The following is a 15,202-nucleotide window of genomic DNA, read 5'->3' on the forward strand; positions in this document are numbered from 1 at the left end:
TTCATGGATCTGACGCTGGCCCTGCGCGCGTTCCTCCGGACCGTCGAGCGCGGCTCGATGACCGCGGCCGCACGCGACCTCGCGGTGTCGCAGCCGGCGATCAGCAAGCATCTGCGCAATCTGGAGGCCCAGGTCGGCGCGCGGCTCCTCGAACGGTCCGCGCGGCTGGTGCGTCCGACCCAGCAGGGCCAGCGGCTCTACGCGGCCTGTCAGCCCGCGCTCGCCACGATCGACGCCGCCCTGGAAGATGCCCGCACCGAGGCTGGCCGCATCGAAGGCCGGCTGCGGCTGCACGCGCCCGCCTGCATCGGGGCGGCCCATCTGCACCGGATCGTGGCGGCGTTCCAGGCCGAGAATCCGCGGGTCACGGTCGATCTCGTGCTGGACAACCGGCTGATCGACCTCGTCTACGAGGATTACGACCTCGCGCTCCGCTACGGCCGGCCCCACGGGCAGGACGTCGTGACGCGGCGGCTCGGCTGGGTGCGCCGCATCCTGGTCGCCGCCCCGGCATACTTGGCGCGGGCCGGCGGCATCGACGCGCCCGGGCAGATCGCCGACCGGGCCCTGGTGACGACCACGTCGGCCCTGGACGACCGGAACACGCTCGTACTCCAGCACGGGCGCGAGACGCTGAGCCTCGCCGTCCGCCCGGCCCTGCGGACCAACAGCGCGGAGGTGCTGTTGGCTGAGCTGCGCGCGGGACGGTACATGGGCCCGGTCCAGCACCTGCTGGTCGCCGAGGACTTGGCGGCCGGCCACCTCGTCCGCGTCCTGCCAGCGTACGAGGTGCGCTCGACGGACGCCTATCTGGTCTACCCGTCCGTCCGCCACATGCGCCCGGTCGTCCGCGCGTTCACCGACTTCGCCGTGCCGCGCATCCGCGCCATCGAGGGGATCAGGCACGCCGGTTGACCGACTCCGGTGCGCTGCGGCCGCGACGAACGGGCCGGGGTGGCCGACCGCCGCGATCGCGACCCTAGAACGGCGCCGCGAGGCAGCCGCTCAGGGCGCCCTTCAGCGCGGCGGCGTCGGCCTCCGCCACCGTGAACGTGGCCGTCAGGGTCGGGTCCTCGCCGCGCGGGCTCGCCTGCGTCCAGGTCAGCTTCGTCCCGGGCTGGACGAGGGCCAGGGCGACCCCGCGCAGCGGATCCTCGCCGCGGCGCGCGCCCGCCACCGTCAGCGTGAAGCCCGCATCGGCCCCGGTCGCGGCGCCGCGGACCGGCATGCGCACGGAGCGCACGCTGCCGGCGCTGGAGACCAGGAGGCCGGTCAGGGGCTTCTCGCTGTCGGCCCCTTCGAGGCCGGCGAAATCGAAGCGCGGCGCCAGTTCGGCGAAGCGCGGCACGGTCAGCGCCGCCGACAGGCCGGTGCCGCCCGGATCGCAGGCGACGTGCAGGGTCGCCGGCCGCTGGTCCGCCGCGAGGGTCGCGGTGCCGCTCAAGTCCGCGCTGCCGCCGGGCGCCCGGGCGCTGCCGGCGAGCAGGGGGGTCCGGCCGGTCAGGATGTCGGACAGGCTGTCGCCGCGGCTCAGCGGCCCGGCAAGCAGAGCAACGGCGGCGATGACGACCACCGCCAGGGCCACGCCGATCCGGAGCCGCATCCAATCCTCCGCCTGTGGACATCACGGGCCGGCGGCATAGACGATCGCGGCCGCATCGCAACCCTCCGTTCACCACGTCCGCAGGGAATCGTCCGCCGGCGCGCCCGCGTGCACTGCAGCAACTCAGTAAAAACCGATCGTTCCTATGCACCGACGCTCAACCTTGAGCGTCGCCATGCGCACGAAGATCCTGCTCGTCCTCACCCTCCTCGTCTACGTCACCACCGGCCGCGCCCCCGGCATTCGGGAGCCGCGCAATCCGGACGCGGAGCACGGCGGCGGGCGCCTCGTGGTCGCGACCAAGCGGGCCTGGATCTGAACCGCTGCCCGGTCGACGCGACCGTCCTCGCGAGCACGGCTGCACCGACGCGCTCGACAGGAGACGGTCTCACCCCCCGGGCGCGCAGGCCCTGAGGCGCGCGGCCACGAGGGCCTGGAGGCTCCAGAGGTGGCGGTCGCGGATGCCGAGGCGCTCGCAGGCCTCCACGGTCCGGAACAGGTACTCGGCGCTCGGCCCTTTGTGGCCGCAGGCCGCGGCGATCTTCTCGGCGATCTCGGAATCCGAGAGGCGTCCGGCGTAGCGGTCGCTGGCGCGGTTCGCCAGGAAGGTCAGGGCCGGGACGGTCCCGGCCTCGGTGGCGACCGGCAGCCAGCGGGCGACGTAGCCGCGGCCGCGCATCTCGCGGCGCCAGACCGGCATCAGCGCCTCGCGGATCTCCATGCCGGGCAGGCGGAAGGCCACGCCCCGGCACAGGCCGCCGCGGTCCAGCGCCAGGACGAAGCCCGGCCGTTCCGGCGTGCCGCGGAACCGCCGCTGGAGCAGGCAGAAGCGGCGGTGGAAGCCGCGCACCGTCCCGATCCGGCGCTCGGCCACCGGGAATTCCGGGTTCCACATCAGCGAGCCGTAGGCGAAGACCCAGAGGTCGCTGCCCTCGCGCCCGGCGACGATCGCGTCGAGCCCCGGGCGCAACTCGGCGTCCGACAGAACCTCGAGCGCGCTCGGGTCGTCGGGGATCGGGACGGAATGGGCGCGGGCGATCAGATCGAGGCTGAGGTCGAGGGTGCGAACGGACGCGGCGGGCATAGGCCCTCAACGCCCGGGCCTCACGGCTTGTTGCCCAGCGCGTCGAGTTCGGGGAAGGGCCGGGTGCGGTGTCCGGTGCAGACCTCGTCGTCGTCGAGCACCGTGAGCCGGTCGTTGTCGTAGCGCAGCGCCACCCTCGGGCGCTCGGGCTTGCCGAAGGTCCGGCCGTACATCCGGCCCGACACGCAGTAGATCACCCGGCCGCCCTCGGCGATCGGCCCGGCGATCCGGCTGCCCGCGAACCGCACCGGCAGCAGCGAGACCGCGCCGAAATCGACCTGCCTCAGCGCCAGGGCGGCGATCCGCCGGAGGAGGGCCAGGGAGGGGGCGGCCTCGGCGGCGGGCTTCGGTGCGCGCGGCGCGGCCTGCGCGCCGGCGGCGAGGAGGACCAGAAGGGCGGCGAGGGCGGCGCGGAGCGGCATCGGTCCTCGCTATCCGGCCAAGGTTGCCCGAGGCTGGGACCGCGCGGGGCAGCGCCGGCGGCCGCGGCCCCCTATATGAGAGACAGGCGCGGAGCGCGCCTCTCACCCGATCCCTCACACGAAGACGCGACGTTCGATGCAGTGGACCGACGACGCCCTGGTGCTCGGCCTGCGCCGGCACGGGGAGACCGGCGTCATCCTCGAGGCCATGACCGAGGCCCACGGGCGCCATCTCGGCCTCGTGCACGGTGGGCGCTCGCGCCGGATGCAGCCCGTGCTGCAGGCCGGGAACCGGGTCCGCGTGACGTGGCGGGCGCGCCTCGACGAGGGTCTCGGCGCCTACGCGGTCGAGCCCCTGGACTCGCAGGTCTCGCGGCTGATCGGGTCGAGCCTCGCCCTCTACGGCATGAACCACATGGCGGCCCTGCTGCGGCTGCTCCCCGAGCGCGACCCGCATCCGGCGCTCTACGCGGCGGCGGGGATCCTGGTCGAGCACCTCGACGACCCCGCCATCGCCCCGCCCCTGATGGTGCGGTTCGAGCTGGCGATCCTGTCGGAGCTCGGCTTCGGCCTCGACCTCACCGCCTGCGCGGCCACCGGCGGCAACGACGCCCTGGCCTACGTGTCGCCGAAGAGCGGCCGGGCGGTCAGCGCCTCGGCCGGCGAGCCCTACCGGGACCGTCTCCTGGCGCTCCCGACCTTCCTGCACGCGGGCGGTTCCCCGGGTCCCGACGGCGTTGCCCAAGGGTTTACCTTGACGGGGTACTTCCTCGACCGGCACGTCTGGGGGCCCCGCGGCCTCGGGCCGCCCGAGGAGCGGGCGCGATTCGTTGCGCTCGGCCGCGAGGCCGGGTAATGTTCGTGTTCTGTTCTTGATACCCCGTCGTCGCTCCGGGTGCCGAAGGCGCGCCCGGAATCCAGAACCACCGTCCGCGCGCACGCGCGGGACGTCGGCGGCTCTGGATTCCGGGCCCCGCTGCGCGGCCCCGGAATGACGGCGCGCGGTGAAGACGTTGTAGTGAGGAGCCGACATGGGCCAGCCCTTCGAGCCGCCGTCCGGCGACGGGATCGAGAGCGTCGAGCTGAAATCCGCGCTGGAGGAGCGCTACCTCGCCTACGCGCTCTCCACGATCATGCACCGGGCCCTGCCGGATGCCCGCGACGGGCTGAAGCCCGTGCACCGGCGCATCCTGTACGGGATGCGGCTGCTGCGCCTCGACCCGACCACCGCGCACAAGAAGTGCGCCAAGATCGTCGGCGACGTGATGGGCGATTTCCACCCCCACGGCGACCAGGCGATCTACGACGCGCTGGTGCGGCTCTCCCAGGATTTCGCCCAGCGCTACCCGCTGGTCGACGGCCAGGGCAATTTCGGCAACATCGACGGCGATGGTCCCGCGGCCTACCGCTACACCGAGGCGCGGCTCACCGAGGTCGCGCGCCTCCTGCTCGACGGGATCGACGAGGACACGGTCGACTTCCGCCCGTCCTACAACGGCGAGAAGGAGGAGCCGATCGTCCTGCCGGCGGCCTTCCCGAACCTGCTCGCCAACGGCAGCCAGGGTATCGCGGTCGGCATGGCGACCTCGATCCCGCCGCACAACGCCGCCGAGCTGTGCGACGCGGCGCTCTACCTGATCAACCATCCCGAGGCGACCTCGGGGCAGCTCGCCAAGTTCGTCCAGGGCCCGGACTTCCCGACCGGCGGCATCCTCGTCGATTCGGCCGAGTCGATCGCCGAGTCCTACCGGACCGGGCGGGGCGCCTTCCGGGTCCGCGCCCGCTGGGCCAAGGAGGATCTCGGCCGCGGCACCTGGAACATCGTCGTCACCGAGATCCCCTACGGCATCCCGAAGGGCCGGCTCATCGAGAAGATGGCCGAGCTGCTGCAGGAGAAGAAGCTGCCGCTGCTCGCCGACGTGCGCGACGAGTCGGCCGAGGACGTGCGCGTGGTGCTGGAGCCGCGCTCGCGCACGGTCGACCCGGTGATCCTGATGGAATCGCTGTTCCGGCTCACGGAACTCGAGACCCGCATCCCGCTCAACCTCAACGTCCTGGTCGGCGGCCTCGTGCCGAAGGTGATCGGCCTCGCCGAGTGCCTGCGCGAGTGGGTCGACCACCGCCGCGTGGTCCTGCAGCGCCGCTCGCGCTACCGCCTCGGCCAGATCGACCGCCGCCTGGAGATCCTGGGCGGCCTGCTCATCGTCTATCTCGACCTCGACGAGGTGATCCGCATCATCCGCGAGGAGGACGAGCCGAAGGCCGCCCTCATGGCCCGGTTCGAGCTGACCGAGCTCCAGGCCAACGCGATCCTCGACACCCGCCTGCGCTCCTTACGCAAGCTGGAGGAGATGGAGCTGAAGCGCGAGTTCGAGGCGCTGACCGCCGAGAAGGCCGAGATCGACGCCCTGCTCGCCTCCGAGCCGGCGCAGTGGAAGGCGATCCAGGCGCAGATCCGCGCGGTGAAGAAGACCTTCGGGCCCGAGACCAAGCTCGGCAAGCGCCGCACGACGCTGGCGAGCCCGCCGGATGTCGGCGGCATCGACTTCACGGCGGCCCTGGTCGAGCGCGAGCCGATCACCGTGATCGTCTCGACCAAGGGCTGGATCCGGGCGCTCAAGGGCCACGTGGCGGACCTCTCCGGTGTGGCGTTCAAGGGCGACGACACCCTGAAAATCGCCTTCCCGACCGAGACCACGCAGAAGATCCTGCTGCTCGCCACCAACGGCAAGGTGTTCACGCTCGAGGCCTCGAAGCTGCCGGGCGGCCGCGGCTTCGGCGACCCGGTCCGGCTGATGGCCGACCTCGACGACGGCACCGAGATCGTGGCGGCGCTGCCCTACCGGCCGGAGACCAAGCTGCTGATCGCCGGCTCGGACGGACGCGGCTTCGTGGCGCCCGCCGACGCGCTCGTGGCCAACACCCGCAAGGGCAAGAGCGTGCTCGGCCTCGACGGCGACGCCACGGCCGCCGTGCTGGTGCCGGCCGACGGCGATCACGTGGCGGTGGTGAACACCGAGAAGCTGCTGCTGGTCTTCCCGGTCTCCGAGGTGGCGGAGCTCGCCCGCGGCAAGGGGGTCCGGCTGCAGCGCTGCCGCAGCGGGACGCTGCTCGACGCGCACGTGTTCAAGCTCGCCGACGGCCTGCCCTGGCAGGACGGCTCGGCGGAGGGCCGGCTCGCGAACGCGTCGGTGCTGGAGAAGTGGCTCGGCCACCGCGCCGAGGTCGGGCTGATGATGGCGCGCAGCTTCCCGAAATTCGAGCGTTTCGGACGGTGAGGAGCCGCGGAGGGTGAAGGATTCCCGACCCACCACCTCATCCTGAGATGCCAGAGAGGAGTCGCCTCGGGGGGAGACCTCCGGTCAGCCGCGCAATCCCTGGAGCCCGCCTTCGAGGCGGCTCCGCCGCCCCTCGAGATGCGGGCGCGATTGGGAGTGTCTGGAACGGTTCCCGCGGTGCGGAGGCCCAGTCCTCAATGCGCCCGCTGGGCGAGCCAGAGCGCACCGAAGGCTAGCACGCCGCCGCCGATCGGAACCGCGAGCAGGAGAAGAAGCTGAGCTGTCGTCATGGGCGAAGGTTCCGCAATGCGCGCCTCACAGCCCAATGTATGGCGCCACTCATGATCCAGCAAACCACCATGGCGATGAGCACGGGCGCGAAGTGCGGACGATCCGACAGGGCAGTCGAGATGAACGGCGCGAAACCGCCGACGGCGAAGATCGCGACCGCGAGGCCGTTGGCGTAGGTGGCCGTGAACTTGATCCGCTCGTTCGCAACAAGCGTGTCGCGCGCTTCGCTGTCCGCTTCCGACATCGAACCTGAGCCCCCGGCCGGCCGCAAGCTTAGCCGATATCGGCGATGCGGAACATGAACCTCTCGGTCGCCTCATCGCCCCGTCGCGGACGCTTCGTCCGCCGCCCAGAGGTGCTGCGCCGCGTAGGCGCGATACGGCCGCCACGCCTCGGCCCGGGCCAGGAGCGCCGCCGGGCTCGGACGCCCGGTGGCCCCCTCCAGCGCCCGCAGCAGCCCGACATCGCCCACCGGCAGGGCGTCCGGCAGCTTGAGCGCCCGCATGGCGATGTACTGCGCCGTCCAGGGACCGATCCCGCGGATCGCCGTGAAGCGCAGCACCGCGGCCTCGAGCGACTCCGCCGGGGCGAACAGGTCCGGATCGGCGAGCGCCGCCGCGGCCAGCGCCCGGATCGCCGCGCCGCGGGCCCGCGGCATGTTGAGCGCCAGCGCGACATCCGCCTCGACCAGATCGGTCGGCGCGGGAAACACGTGGGTCAGACCGCCTGCCGGCTCCGCCAGCGGCGTCCCGAACGCCGCCACCAGCCTGCCCGCGAGCCCGATCGCGGCCGCCACCGAGACCTGCTGGCCGAGGATCGCCCGGCAGCCGGTCTCGAACGGGTCCCAGGCCCCCGGCAGGCGCAGACCCGGCCGCGCCGCGACGAACGGGGCCAGGACCGGGTCCCCGCCGAGGCAGGCCGCGACGGCGGCCGGATCGGCGTCGCAGTCGAACAGGCGGCGCAGGCGTCCCGCGACGGCGTCTTCGTGCCCGGCCTCGACGCCGCGCAGCGCGACGTGCAGGCAATCCGCGCCCGGTGCCACCGTCAGGAGCCCGTGCCGCCCCGCGACGCTGATCGTGCGCGCGTAGGAAGCCGCGGGATCCGTCGTCTCGACGCCCGGGATCGCCCGCTTGGCGAGGAACGCGCGGATCGCCGGCCAGTCGTAGGGCGGCCGGACGGGCAGGCGGCGTTCGATCACCTCCGCGAACGCGAAGGGCGGCCTCTCGGCCGCCCCGCTCGACGCTTCCCGGGGCAGGTGGTCCCGCCTCAGCCGCGCTGGTCCACGGCCACGTAGTCGCGCTGGGCCGGACCGACGTAGAGCTGGCGCGGACGGCCGATCTTCTGCGACGGGTCCTCGATCATCTCGGCCCACTGGGCGATCCAGCCGACGGTGCGGGCCACCGCGAACAGCACGGTGAACATGTCGGTGGGGAAGCCCATCGCCTTGAGGGTGATGCCCGAGTAGAAGTCGATGTTCGGGTAGAGCTTCTTCTCGATGAAGTACTCGTCCTTGAGCGCGATCTGCTCCAGCTCCATGGCGACGTGGAGCAGCGGGTCGTCGGTCTTGCCGAGCTCCTTGAGCACCTGGTGCGTGGTGTTCTGCATGATCCGCGCGCGCGGGTCGTAGTTCTTGTAGACGCGGTGGCCGAAGCCCATCAGGCGGAACGGGTCGTTCTTGTCCTTGGCCTTGGCGACGTACTTGCTGACATTCTCGGGGGTGCCGATCTCCATCAGCATCTTGAGGGCCGCCTCGTTGGCGCCGCCATGGGCCGGGCCCCACAGGCAGGCGATGCCGGCCGCGATGCAGGCGAAGGGGTTGGCGCCCGAGGAGCCGGCGAGCCGCACCGTCGAGGTCGAGGCGTTCTGCTCGTGGTCGGCGTGCAGGATGAAGATCTTGTCGAGTGCCCGGGCGAAGACCGGGTTCACCTCGTACTCCTCGCAAGGCACCGCGTAGCACATGCGCAGGAAGTTCGACGTATAGTCGAGGTCGTTCTTCGGGTACACGAAGGGCTGGCCGATCGAGTACTTGTAGGCCATCGCGGCGAGCGTCGGCATCTTGGCGATCATGCGGATCGACGCGATCAGCCGCTGGCTCTCGTCCGTGATGTCGGTGGAATCGTGGTAGAAGGCCGAGAGGGCGCCCACCGAGGCGACCATGACGGCCATCGGGTGCGCGTCGCGGCGGAAGCCGGTGAAGAACCGGTTCATCTGGTCGTGCACCATGGTGTGGCGCGTGACCCGGTACTCGAAATCGGCCCGCTGGGCGGCGGTCGGCAGGGCGCCGAACAGCATCAGGTAGCAGGTCTCGAGGAAGTCGCCCTTCTCGGCGAGCTGCTCGATCGGGTAGCCGCGGTAGAGCAGCACGCCCTCGTCACCGTCGATGTAGGTGATCTTCGACTCGCACGAGGCCGTCGAGGTGAAGCCCGGGTCGAAGGTGAAGGCGCCGGTCTGGGCGTAGAGCTTGCCGATATCGATCACGTCCGGCCCGATCGTGCCGGTTTTCACCGGCAGTTCGATCGACTTGCCGTCCACGGTGATGGTGCTGGGTGCGCTCATGGATCGTGGACCCTTCTCTGGCGACGTGGCGGATGCCGGCCTCGGGCTGCCCGAGTCGGTCCCGGGGGCCTGAGCACACGCATTATGCTGCGGGTGCTCACAGCCATGGGTTACCCAAACGGCAGTGCAGCAGCAACGGGGTCGGTGACAACCCGCCCCCGTCGCCAAGCGAATTCCGCCAACCGATTTCCACCCAACGCAATCCGGGTCGGGGCCGGCAGTTCCCTGTCCGCTCCCGGTCCGCGCGCGGTGGTCCCAGCGCCGCCTCGTCCCCGCCTCGTCCCTGCCCTCAGCCCGGCCTCAGCCCTGCGGCGCCTGATCCCCGAGGCGCGCCAGGGTTTCCTCCCGGCCGAGCACCGCCATCACGTCGAACAGGGGCGGGGAGGTGGTGCGGCCGGTGAGCGCCGCGCGCAGGGGTTGGGCCACCTGCCCGAGCTTGCAGCCGGCCGATTCCGCGTACTGCCGCACCGCGCCCTCGGTGGAGGTCGCGCTCCAGTCGGGCAGCGCCTCGAGCACCGGCCGCACCCCGGCGAGGCGGCCGCGCCCCTCGTCGGAGAGCAGGGCGCGGGCCTTGTCGTCGAGCGCCAGGGGCCGCTGGGCGTAGAGGTAGTAGGCGCTGTCGAGGAGCTCGATCAGCGTCTTGGCCCGCTCCTTCAGGCCCGGCATGGCCTGGACGAGCTTGTCCTTGAGATCGGGCCGCAGCGGCGCCGACAGGCCGCGCTCCGGCCCGACGTTGGGCAGGATGGTCTCGATCGCCGCGACGAGGTCGGAATCGGCGCTGGTGCGGATGTAGAGGCCGTTGAGGTTGGCGAGCTTGGCGAAGTCGAACCGCGCCGCGGAGCGCCCGACCGCGCCGAGGTCGAAGGCCGCGACCATCTCGTCGGTGGAGAAGACCTCCTGGTCGCCGTGGCTCCAGCCGAGCCGCACGAGGTAGTTGCGCAGGGCCGCCGGCAGGTAGCCGAGATCGCGGTAGGCCTCGACGCCGAGCGCGCCGTGGCGCTTCGAGAGCTTGGCCCCGTCCGCCCCGTGGATCAGCGGGATATGCGCCATCCTCGGGATGTCCCAGCCGAGAGCCGAGAAGATCTGGCTCTGGCGCGCCGCGTTGGTGAGGTGGTCGTCGCCGCGGATGATCTGCGTGACGCCCATGTCGTGGTCGTCGACCACGACGGCGAGCATGTAGGTCGGCGTCCCGTCCGAGCGCAGCAGGACGAGGTCGTCGAGGTCCTTGTTGGCCCAGGTCACGCGGCCCTGGACGGCGTCCTCGACCACGGTCTCGCCCTCGGTCGGGGCGCGCAGGCGGATCACCGGCTTGACCCCGGCGGGGGCCTCGGACGGGTCGCGGTCGCGCCAGCGGCCGTCGTAGCGCGGGGCGCGCCCCTCCGCGCGGGCGGTCTCGCGCATCTGCGTGAGCTCCTCGGCGGTGGCGTAGCAGTGATAGGCGCGGCCCGCGGCCAGCAGCTCCTCGGCGACCGCGCGGTGGCGCTCGGCGCGAGCGAACTGGAAGACCACGTCGCCGTCCCAGTCGAGGCCGAGCCAGGAGAGGCCGTCGAGGATCGCGTCGATCGCCCCCTTGGTGGAGCGCTCTCGGTCGGTGTCCTCGATGCGCAGCAGCATCGTGCCGCCGGTGTGGCGGGCGTAGAGCCAGTTGAACAAGGCCGTGCGGGCCCCGCCGATATGCAGGTAACCCGTGGGCGAGGGGGCGAAGCGCGTGACGACGGCTGAGGACATCGGTCCGGTATGTTCCGGGGCTGGTCGCGGACGGGGCGCGACGGACGGCGAAGGGGCGGCGGAGCGGCGAGGGGCTCGACAGGGCGCCCGTAGCACGAAGAACCCGCTGTAGCACGGGCCGGCGGATGCGTTAAGAATCGCCCGCAGAATCGCCCGGCCCCGACGACAGGTCGCGCGGAGCGGGGCGGCGGCGATGCGGCGGATCGGCGCGAGGCGGGCGGACGGCGCGGTCGCGCTGATCGGCCCGCGCGCCCGAGCCCTTCCCGCCGCCCTCTTGGCCGCCCTCCTGGCCGCCCTCCCGGCGCTCCGCGACTGGGTCGTCGCCGGCCTCGCCCGCGAGGCCGAGCAGCGCCGGCTGTTCCCCTGGCTGGCGGTGGCCTTCGGCGGCGGGATCCTGGTCTACTTCGCGGCGGCCGACGGCGCGCCGAGCCTCGCCGCCCCCCTGATCGCGGCCGGCCTCGCGCTGGCGCCGGTCCCCGTCCTCGGCGCGCGGCCGGCGGCCCTGGCGGCGGCGCTCGCGGTGGCGGCCGCGTTCCTCGGCTTCGCGGCGGCGACCTGGCGGGTCTCGCAGGTCGCCGCACCGATCCTCACCCGCACCACGATCGGCCCGCTCGTCGGAACGGTCGAGGCCCTGGACGAGCGCGAGGTGGGCGCCCGGCTGGTGATCCGGGTGGAGAGCTTCGCCGGCCTCGCGCCGGAGGCGCGGCCCGCCCGGGTCCGGGTCTCGTTCCGGAAGACGCCGATCCCGCGTCCCGGGGACGGCGTCGCCGCCACGGCCCGGCTGCTGCCGCCCCCGGAGGCGGCCCGGCCCGGCGGCTACGACTTCGCCCGGGACGCCTATTTCCAGGGGATCGGCGCGGTGGGCTCGCTGATCGGCACCGTCACCGTCCGGGAACCGTCCGGGCCGCCGCCGCTGGGCCTGCGGCTCGCCGCTGCGCTCGACGCGGCGCGCAACGGGCTCACGCGCCGGATCGCGGAGGCCGCCGGCGGCCAGGCGGGTGCGGTGGCGGCGGCCCTGGTGACGGGCAAGCGCGGCCTCATCGGGCCGGCCACCAACGACGCGCTCCGCGCCGCCGGCATCTACCACGTGGTGTCGATCTCGGGCCTCCACATGGTGCTGGCCGCCGGCGTGGTGTTCTGGCTGGTGCGGGCGCTCCTCGCCGCGGTGCCGCTCTGCGCGCTGCTCTGGCCGATCAAGAAGATCGCGGCCGGCTTCGCCATGGTCGGCGTCACCGCCTACTGCGCCTTCTCGGGCTGGGACATCGCGGCCGAGCGCTCGCTGATCATGACCCTGATCATGCTCGGCGCGATCCTGGTGGACCGGCCGGCCCTGTCGATGCGCAACCTCGCCCTCGCGGCGCTGATCGCGCTCGCCCGGGAGCCGGAGGGCCTGCTCGGCCCGAGCTTCCAGATGTCCTTCGGCGCCGTGGCCGGGCTGATCGCCTGCGCGCGGCTGATCGACGGGCGGCTGCTCGTGCGCCCGGGGGCCGGGCGGATCGGGCGGCTCGTCGGGACCGGCCTGTCGGCGATCACCGGGACCCTGGCCACGACCCTGGTGGCGCAGGTCGCGACGGCCCCCTTCGCCACCTACCACTTCCAGACGGTCCAGCCCTTCGGCCTCGTCGGCAACGCCCTGACCCTGCCGCTCGTCTCCCTGGTGGTGATGCCCGCCGCGGTGATCGGCTGCCTCGCCTATCCCTTCGCCCTCGACCGGCCGGTCTGGTGGCTGATGGGGCAGGCGGTGGCCGGGATGCTGGCGATCTCGGACTGGATCGCCGGGTTCGAGCGGGCGGTCCTGGTGCTGCCGGCCTTCGGCGCCGGGGCGCTGGCCCTGCTGACCGCCGGCCTGCTGCTGGGGACGCTGCCGGCCTCGCGCCTGCGCTGGCTCGCCGTGCCGCCGGTCCTGCTCGGGCTCGTCCTCGCGGCCCGGCCCGACCACTACGACCTCTACGTCGACCGGCAGGGCGCGGGGGCCGCGGTGCGGGGCCCGGACGGGCGGCTCGCGGCCCTCGGCAGCCCTTCGGGCTTCGTCCTCGAGCAGTGGCTGAAGGCGGACGGCGACGGGCGGCGGTCCGCGGCGCTGATCGTCCGGTCGGGCAGCGGGCGCTGCGACCGGCTCGGCTGCACCGCCCGGCTGCCGGACGGGCGGGCGGTCGCCCTGGTCCGGGACCGGCGGGCCTTCCCGGAGGATTGCGCCCGCGCCGCGGTGCTGATCACGGGCCTCGCGGCGCCGCCGACCTGCACGGGGCCGCTGGTGATCGACCGGCGCGTCCTCGCCGCCCGCGGGGCCGTGGCCCTCCGGATCGACGGCGACGGCTTCGCCGCGCGCTACGCCCGGAACGACGGCCGCGCCGTGCCCTGGCAGCCGGCCGCCGGGCGCGGGCCTGGACCGCCGCGGCCGGTCACCGCGGAGCCGGGCGACCGCCCCGCGGAGGACGGGGTCGCCGCGACGCCGGAGGCCGACGCCGCGCCGGGCGGAGACCTCGCCCCCGGCGACGCGCCGGCCGAGCCGCTTCAGTAGCGGCGGACGAGGCTCACGAGGCGGCCCTGGATCCGGACCCGGTCGGGCCCGAGCACGCGGGTCTCGTAGGCCGGGTTGGCGGCCTCGAGGGCGATCGACGAGCCGCGGCGGCGCAGGCGCTTGAGCGTCGCCTCCTCGTCGTCGATCAGTGCCACGATGATGTCGCCGGTATTGGCCGTCTCCTGCTTGCGGATGACCACGAGGTCGCCGTCCAGGATGCCCGCCTCGACCATCGAGTCGCCGCGCACCTCGAGGGCGTAGTGCTCGCCGCCGGCCACGAAGTCCGGCGACAGGGTGATGGCGTGGCTCTGGTTCTGGATCGCCGAGACGGGCGTACCGGCCGCGATCCGGCCCATGACCGGGATCGAGATGGCGCGGCCGGACTCGTCGATCATCCGCGTGCTCGCCGGGGCCGGCGGCTGCTTGGACTTACCGCCCTCGACCACGCTCGGCGTGAAGCGGCGCGGCTCGACGGGGGCCTGAGTCGCCGGAGCGGCCTGGGTCAGGCTCTCGGGGATCCGGATCACCTCGATGGCGCGCGCCCGATTGGGGAGGCGCCGGAGGAAGCCGCGCTCCTCGAGCGCCGTGATCAGCCGGTGGATGCCGGATTTCGACTTGAGATCGAGGGCATCCTTCATCTCGTCGAACGACGGCGGGACACCGCATTCCTGCATCCGGCTCTGGATGAATCGCAGGAGGTCCAGCTGCTTGCGCGTGAGCATCGACGGGGGACTCGCGGCTTGGCGGACCGCCACGTGACGGTCTCCGAAACAAATCACGAACAGGTTAAACGTTCCGCAAGTGTTCCGCAAGAGCGGCACCGCTCGGCCCGGCGCGCCGCGGCGCGCCCGCGGGAGTAAGGTCGAGAAACGCATTGACGGCGCAAGCGGAGCCGTTTCAATGCATCGCGGCGCCCCGCCGGGAAGGCGGCGGATCCGGGGCGCGGGCTGGGACCCTCTTGGAATGACGAGGATGCGACGACCCGCAGCTCTGCTGCCCCTCGGCCTCGCCGCCCTCGGCCTCGCCGGCTGCACCACCGGATTCTCCTACATCTCGCGGAACTACGTGGCGCTCACTCCCCAGGTCGTCACGATCGGCTGCAAGGAGCCCTACGAGGTCTACGACAACCGGCAGCTGCGCCGGATGCTGATCGTGTCCAACGCCCTGCGCGAGTATACCGGCTGCAACCTGAGCGAGGTCCGGATCGATCCGGAGCCGGGCGCCACCCGGGTGAAGCGCTTCCGCACCGCCGCCCGGGCCTATCTCGACGAGACCGTGCGCGAGGATTGCCGGATCACCGGCGAGACCGTGTTCGATCCGCTGAAGACTGAGTTCGCCTACGCCTGCGACGCGCCGATCGAGAAGCGCGGCACCGTGGTCCCCCGCCTGCCGGGCCGCAATCCGGGCCTCGGCGTGCGCTGACGGCTGGCGGCGCGTCCTCAGGCGCCCGGCTTCGGGAAGGTCCGCTCCGCGGCGTCGCCGGCGGCGGCCAGCAGGGCGCGGGCGAAGGCCCGGGCCTCCGTCCGGTCGAGCACGATCGCGGCGGTGACCGGCGCACCGCCGAGGTCGGCGAGGGCGAGTTCCAGGCGCACCCCGTCGGGCACGGCGCTCGCCTGAAGGCTCCAGCCGGAGCCCCGGTCCGTGCTCTCCGCCATCGTGTTCCTCCCGCATGCCCGGCACGGCGCCGCGCGCCCACCGGAACGGCCAGGCCCGGGACCG

General features: G+C 73.0%; 15 protein-coding genes. 6 read left to right on the plus strand and 9 right to left on the minus strand.

Annotated features, from left to right (window positions below; all coding sequences use genetic code 11):
- Positions 1-3: 3 nt before the first annotated feature.
- Positions 4-915 carry a LysR family transcriptional regulator gene (locus ACX9MN_RS15045; RefSeq protein WP_482959545.1) on the plus strand — a complete coding sequence of 304 codons (912 nt, stop codon included), beginning with the start codon at positions 4-6 and terminating at the stop codon, positions 913-915.
- A 64-nt stretch (positions 916-979) separates the two neighbouring features.
- Here ACX9MN_RS15045 and ACX9MN_RS15050 read toward each other — a convergent pair whose 3' ends face one another.
- Positions 980-1,603: a hypothetical protein gene (locus ACX9MN_RS15050; RefSeq protein ID WP_020092258.1), complete on the minus strand. Its 624-nt coding sequence runs from the start codon at positions 1,601-1,603 to the stop codon at positions 980-982.
- A gap of 175 nt (positions 1,604-1,778) precedes the next feature.
- On the opposite strand from ACX9MN_RS15050, the gene ACX9MN_RS15055 reads away from it, so the two are divergent.
- The gene (locus tag ACX9MN_RS15055) at positions 1,779-1,922 is read left to right on the plus strand and encodes a hypothetical protein (protein WP_020092259.1); all 144 of its coding nucleotides are present in this window, start codon (positions 1,779-1,781) and stop codon (positions 1,920-1,922) included.
- Positions 1,923-1,991: 69 nt separating this feature from the next.
- On the opposite strand, the gene ACX9MN_RS15060 is transcribed toward ACX9MN_RS15055, so the two are convergent.
- Together ACX9MN_RS15060 and ACX9MN_RS15065 are read right to left on the minus strand one after the other, a co-directional pair.
- On the minus strand, positions 1,992-2,687 hold the full coding sequence (locus tag ACX9MN_RS15060; RefSeq protein WP_020092260.1) for a gamma-glutamylcyclotransferase: 696 nt from the start codon (positions 2,685-2,687) through the stop codon (positions 1,992-1,994).
- Positions 2,688-2,707: 20 nt separating this feature from the next.
- On the minus strand, positions 2,708-3,109 hold the full coding sequence (locus ACX9MN_RS15065; RefSeq protein WP_489724822.1) for a hypothetical protein: 402 nt from the start codon (positions 3,107-3,109) through the stop codon (positions 2,708-2,710).
- 136 nt (positions 3,110-3,245) lie between these two features.
- On the opposite strand from ACX9MN_RS15065, the gene recO reads away from it, so the two are divergent.
- Together recO and parC are read left to right on the plus strand one after the other, a co-directional pair.
- Positions 3,246-3,965, plus strand: a complete 720-nt coding sequence (gene recO / locus ACX9MN_RS15070) for a DNA repair protein RecO (protein WP_020092262.1) — start codon at positions 3,246-3,248, stop codon at positions 3,963-3,965.
- Positions 3,966-4,140: 175 nt separating this feature from the next.
- The gene (gene parC / locus ACX9MN_RS15075) at positions 4,141-6,387 is read left to right on the plus strand and encodes a DNA topoisomerase IV subunit A (protein ID WP_489724823.1); all 2,247 of its coding nucleotides are present in this window, start codon (positions 4,141-4,143) and stop codon (positions 6,385-6,387) included.
- Between the two features lie 286 nt (positions 6,388-6,673).
- Here parC and ACX9MN_RS15080 read toward each other — a convergent pair whose 3' ends face one another.
- The 4 genes from ACX9MN_RS15080 to gltX form a co-directional block, all read right to left on the minus strand.
- The gene (locus ACX9MN_RS15080; RefSeq protein WP_020092265.1) at positions 6,674-6,922 is read right to left on the minus strand and encodes a hypothetical protein; all 249 of its coding nucleotides are present in this window, start codon (positions 6,920-6,922) and stop codon (positions 6,674-6,676) included.
- A 72-nt stretch (positions 6,923-6,994) separates the two neighbouring features.
- Positions 6,995-7,876, minus strand: a complete 882-nt coding sequence (locus tag ACX9MN_RS15085) for a DNA-3-methyladenine glycosylase family protein (protein WP_489724824.1) — start codon at positions 7,874-7,876, stop codon at positions 6,995-6,997.
- A gap of 68 nt (positions 7,877-7,944) precedes the next feature.
- Positions 7,945-9,234 carry a citrate synthase gene (gene gltA, locus ACX9MN_RS15090; RefSeq protein WP_020092267.1) on the minus strand — a complete coding sequence of 430 codons (1,290 nt, stop codon included), beginning with the start codon at positions 9,232-9,234 and terminating at the stop codon, positions 7,945-7,947.
- Between the two features lie 300 nt (positions 9,235-9,534).
- On the minus strand, positions 9,535-10,962 hold the full coding sequence (gene gltX / locus ACX9MN_RS15095) for a glutamate--tRNA ligase (protein ID WP_331297387.1): 1,428 nt from the start codon (positions 10,960-10,962) through the stop codon (positions 9,535-9,537).
- A 193-nt stretch (positions 10,963-11,155) separates the two neighbouring features.
- Here gltX and ACX9MN_RS15100 point away from each other — a divergent pair, with 193 nt between their 5' ends.
- Positions 11,156-13,483, plus strand: coding sequence for a ComEC/Rec2 family competence protein (locus ACX9MN_RS15100; RefSeq protein WP_489724825.1), 2,328 nt, complete (start codon positions 11,156-11,158; stop codon positions 13,481-13,483).
- On the opposite strand, the gene lexA is transcribed toward ACX9MN_RS15100, so the two are convergent.
- On the minus strand, positions 13,477-14,205 hold the full coding sequence (lexA, locus tag ACX9MN_RS15105) for a transcriptional repressor LexA (protein WP_489724826.1): 729 nt from the start codon (positions 14,203-14,205) through the stop codon (positions 13,477-13,479). The two genes, ACX9MN_RS15100 and lexA, sit on opposite strands and share 7 nt — an antisense overlap.
- 250 nt (positions 14,206-14,455) lie before the next feature.
- On the opposite strand from lexA, the gene ACX9MN_RS15110 reads away from it, so the two are divergent.
- Positions 14,456-14,905, plus strand: a complete 450-nt coding sequence (locus tag ACX9MN_RS15110) for a hypothetical protein (RefSeq protein ID WP_026604787.1) — start codon at positions 14,456-14,458, stop codon at positions 14,903-14,905.
- A 17-nt stretch (positions 14,906-14,922) separates the two neighbouring features.
- Here the strand turns inward: ACX9MN_RS15110 and ACX9MN_RS15115 are convergent, their stop codons facing one another.
- On the minus strand, positions 14,923-15,138 hold the full coding sequence (locus tag ACX9MN_RS15115; RefSeq protein ID WP_020092272.1) for a hypothetical protein: 216 nt from the start codon (positions 15,136-15,138) through the stop codon (positions 14,923-14,925).
- Between the last annotated feature and the right edge of the window lie 64 nt (positions 15,139-15,202).

The sequence above is a fragment of the Methylobacterium sp. 1A genome (assembly GCF_058072805.1).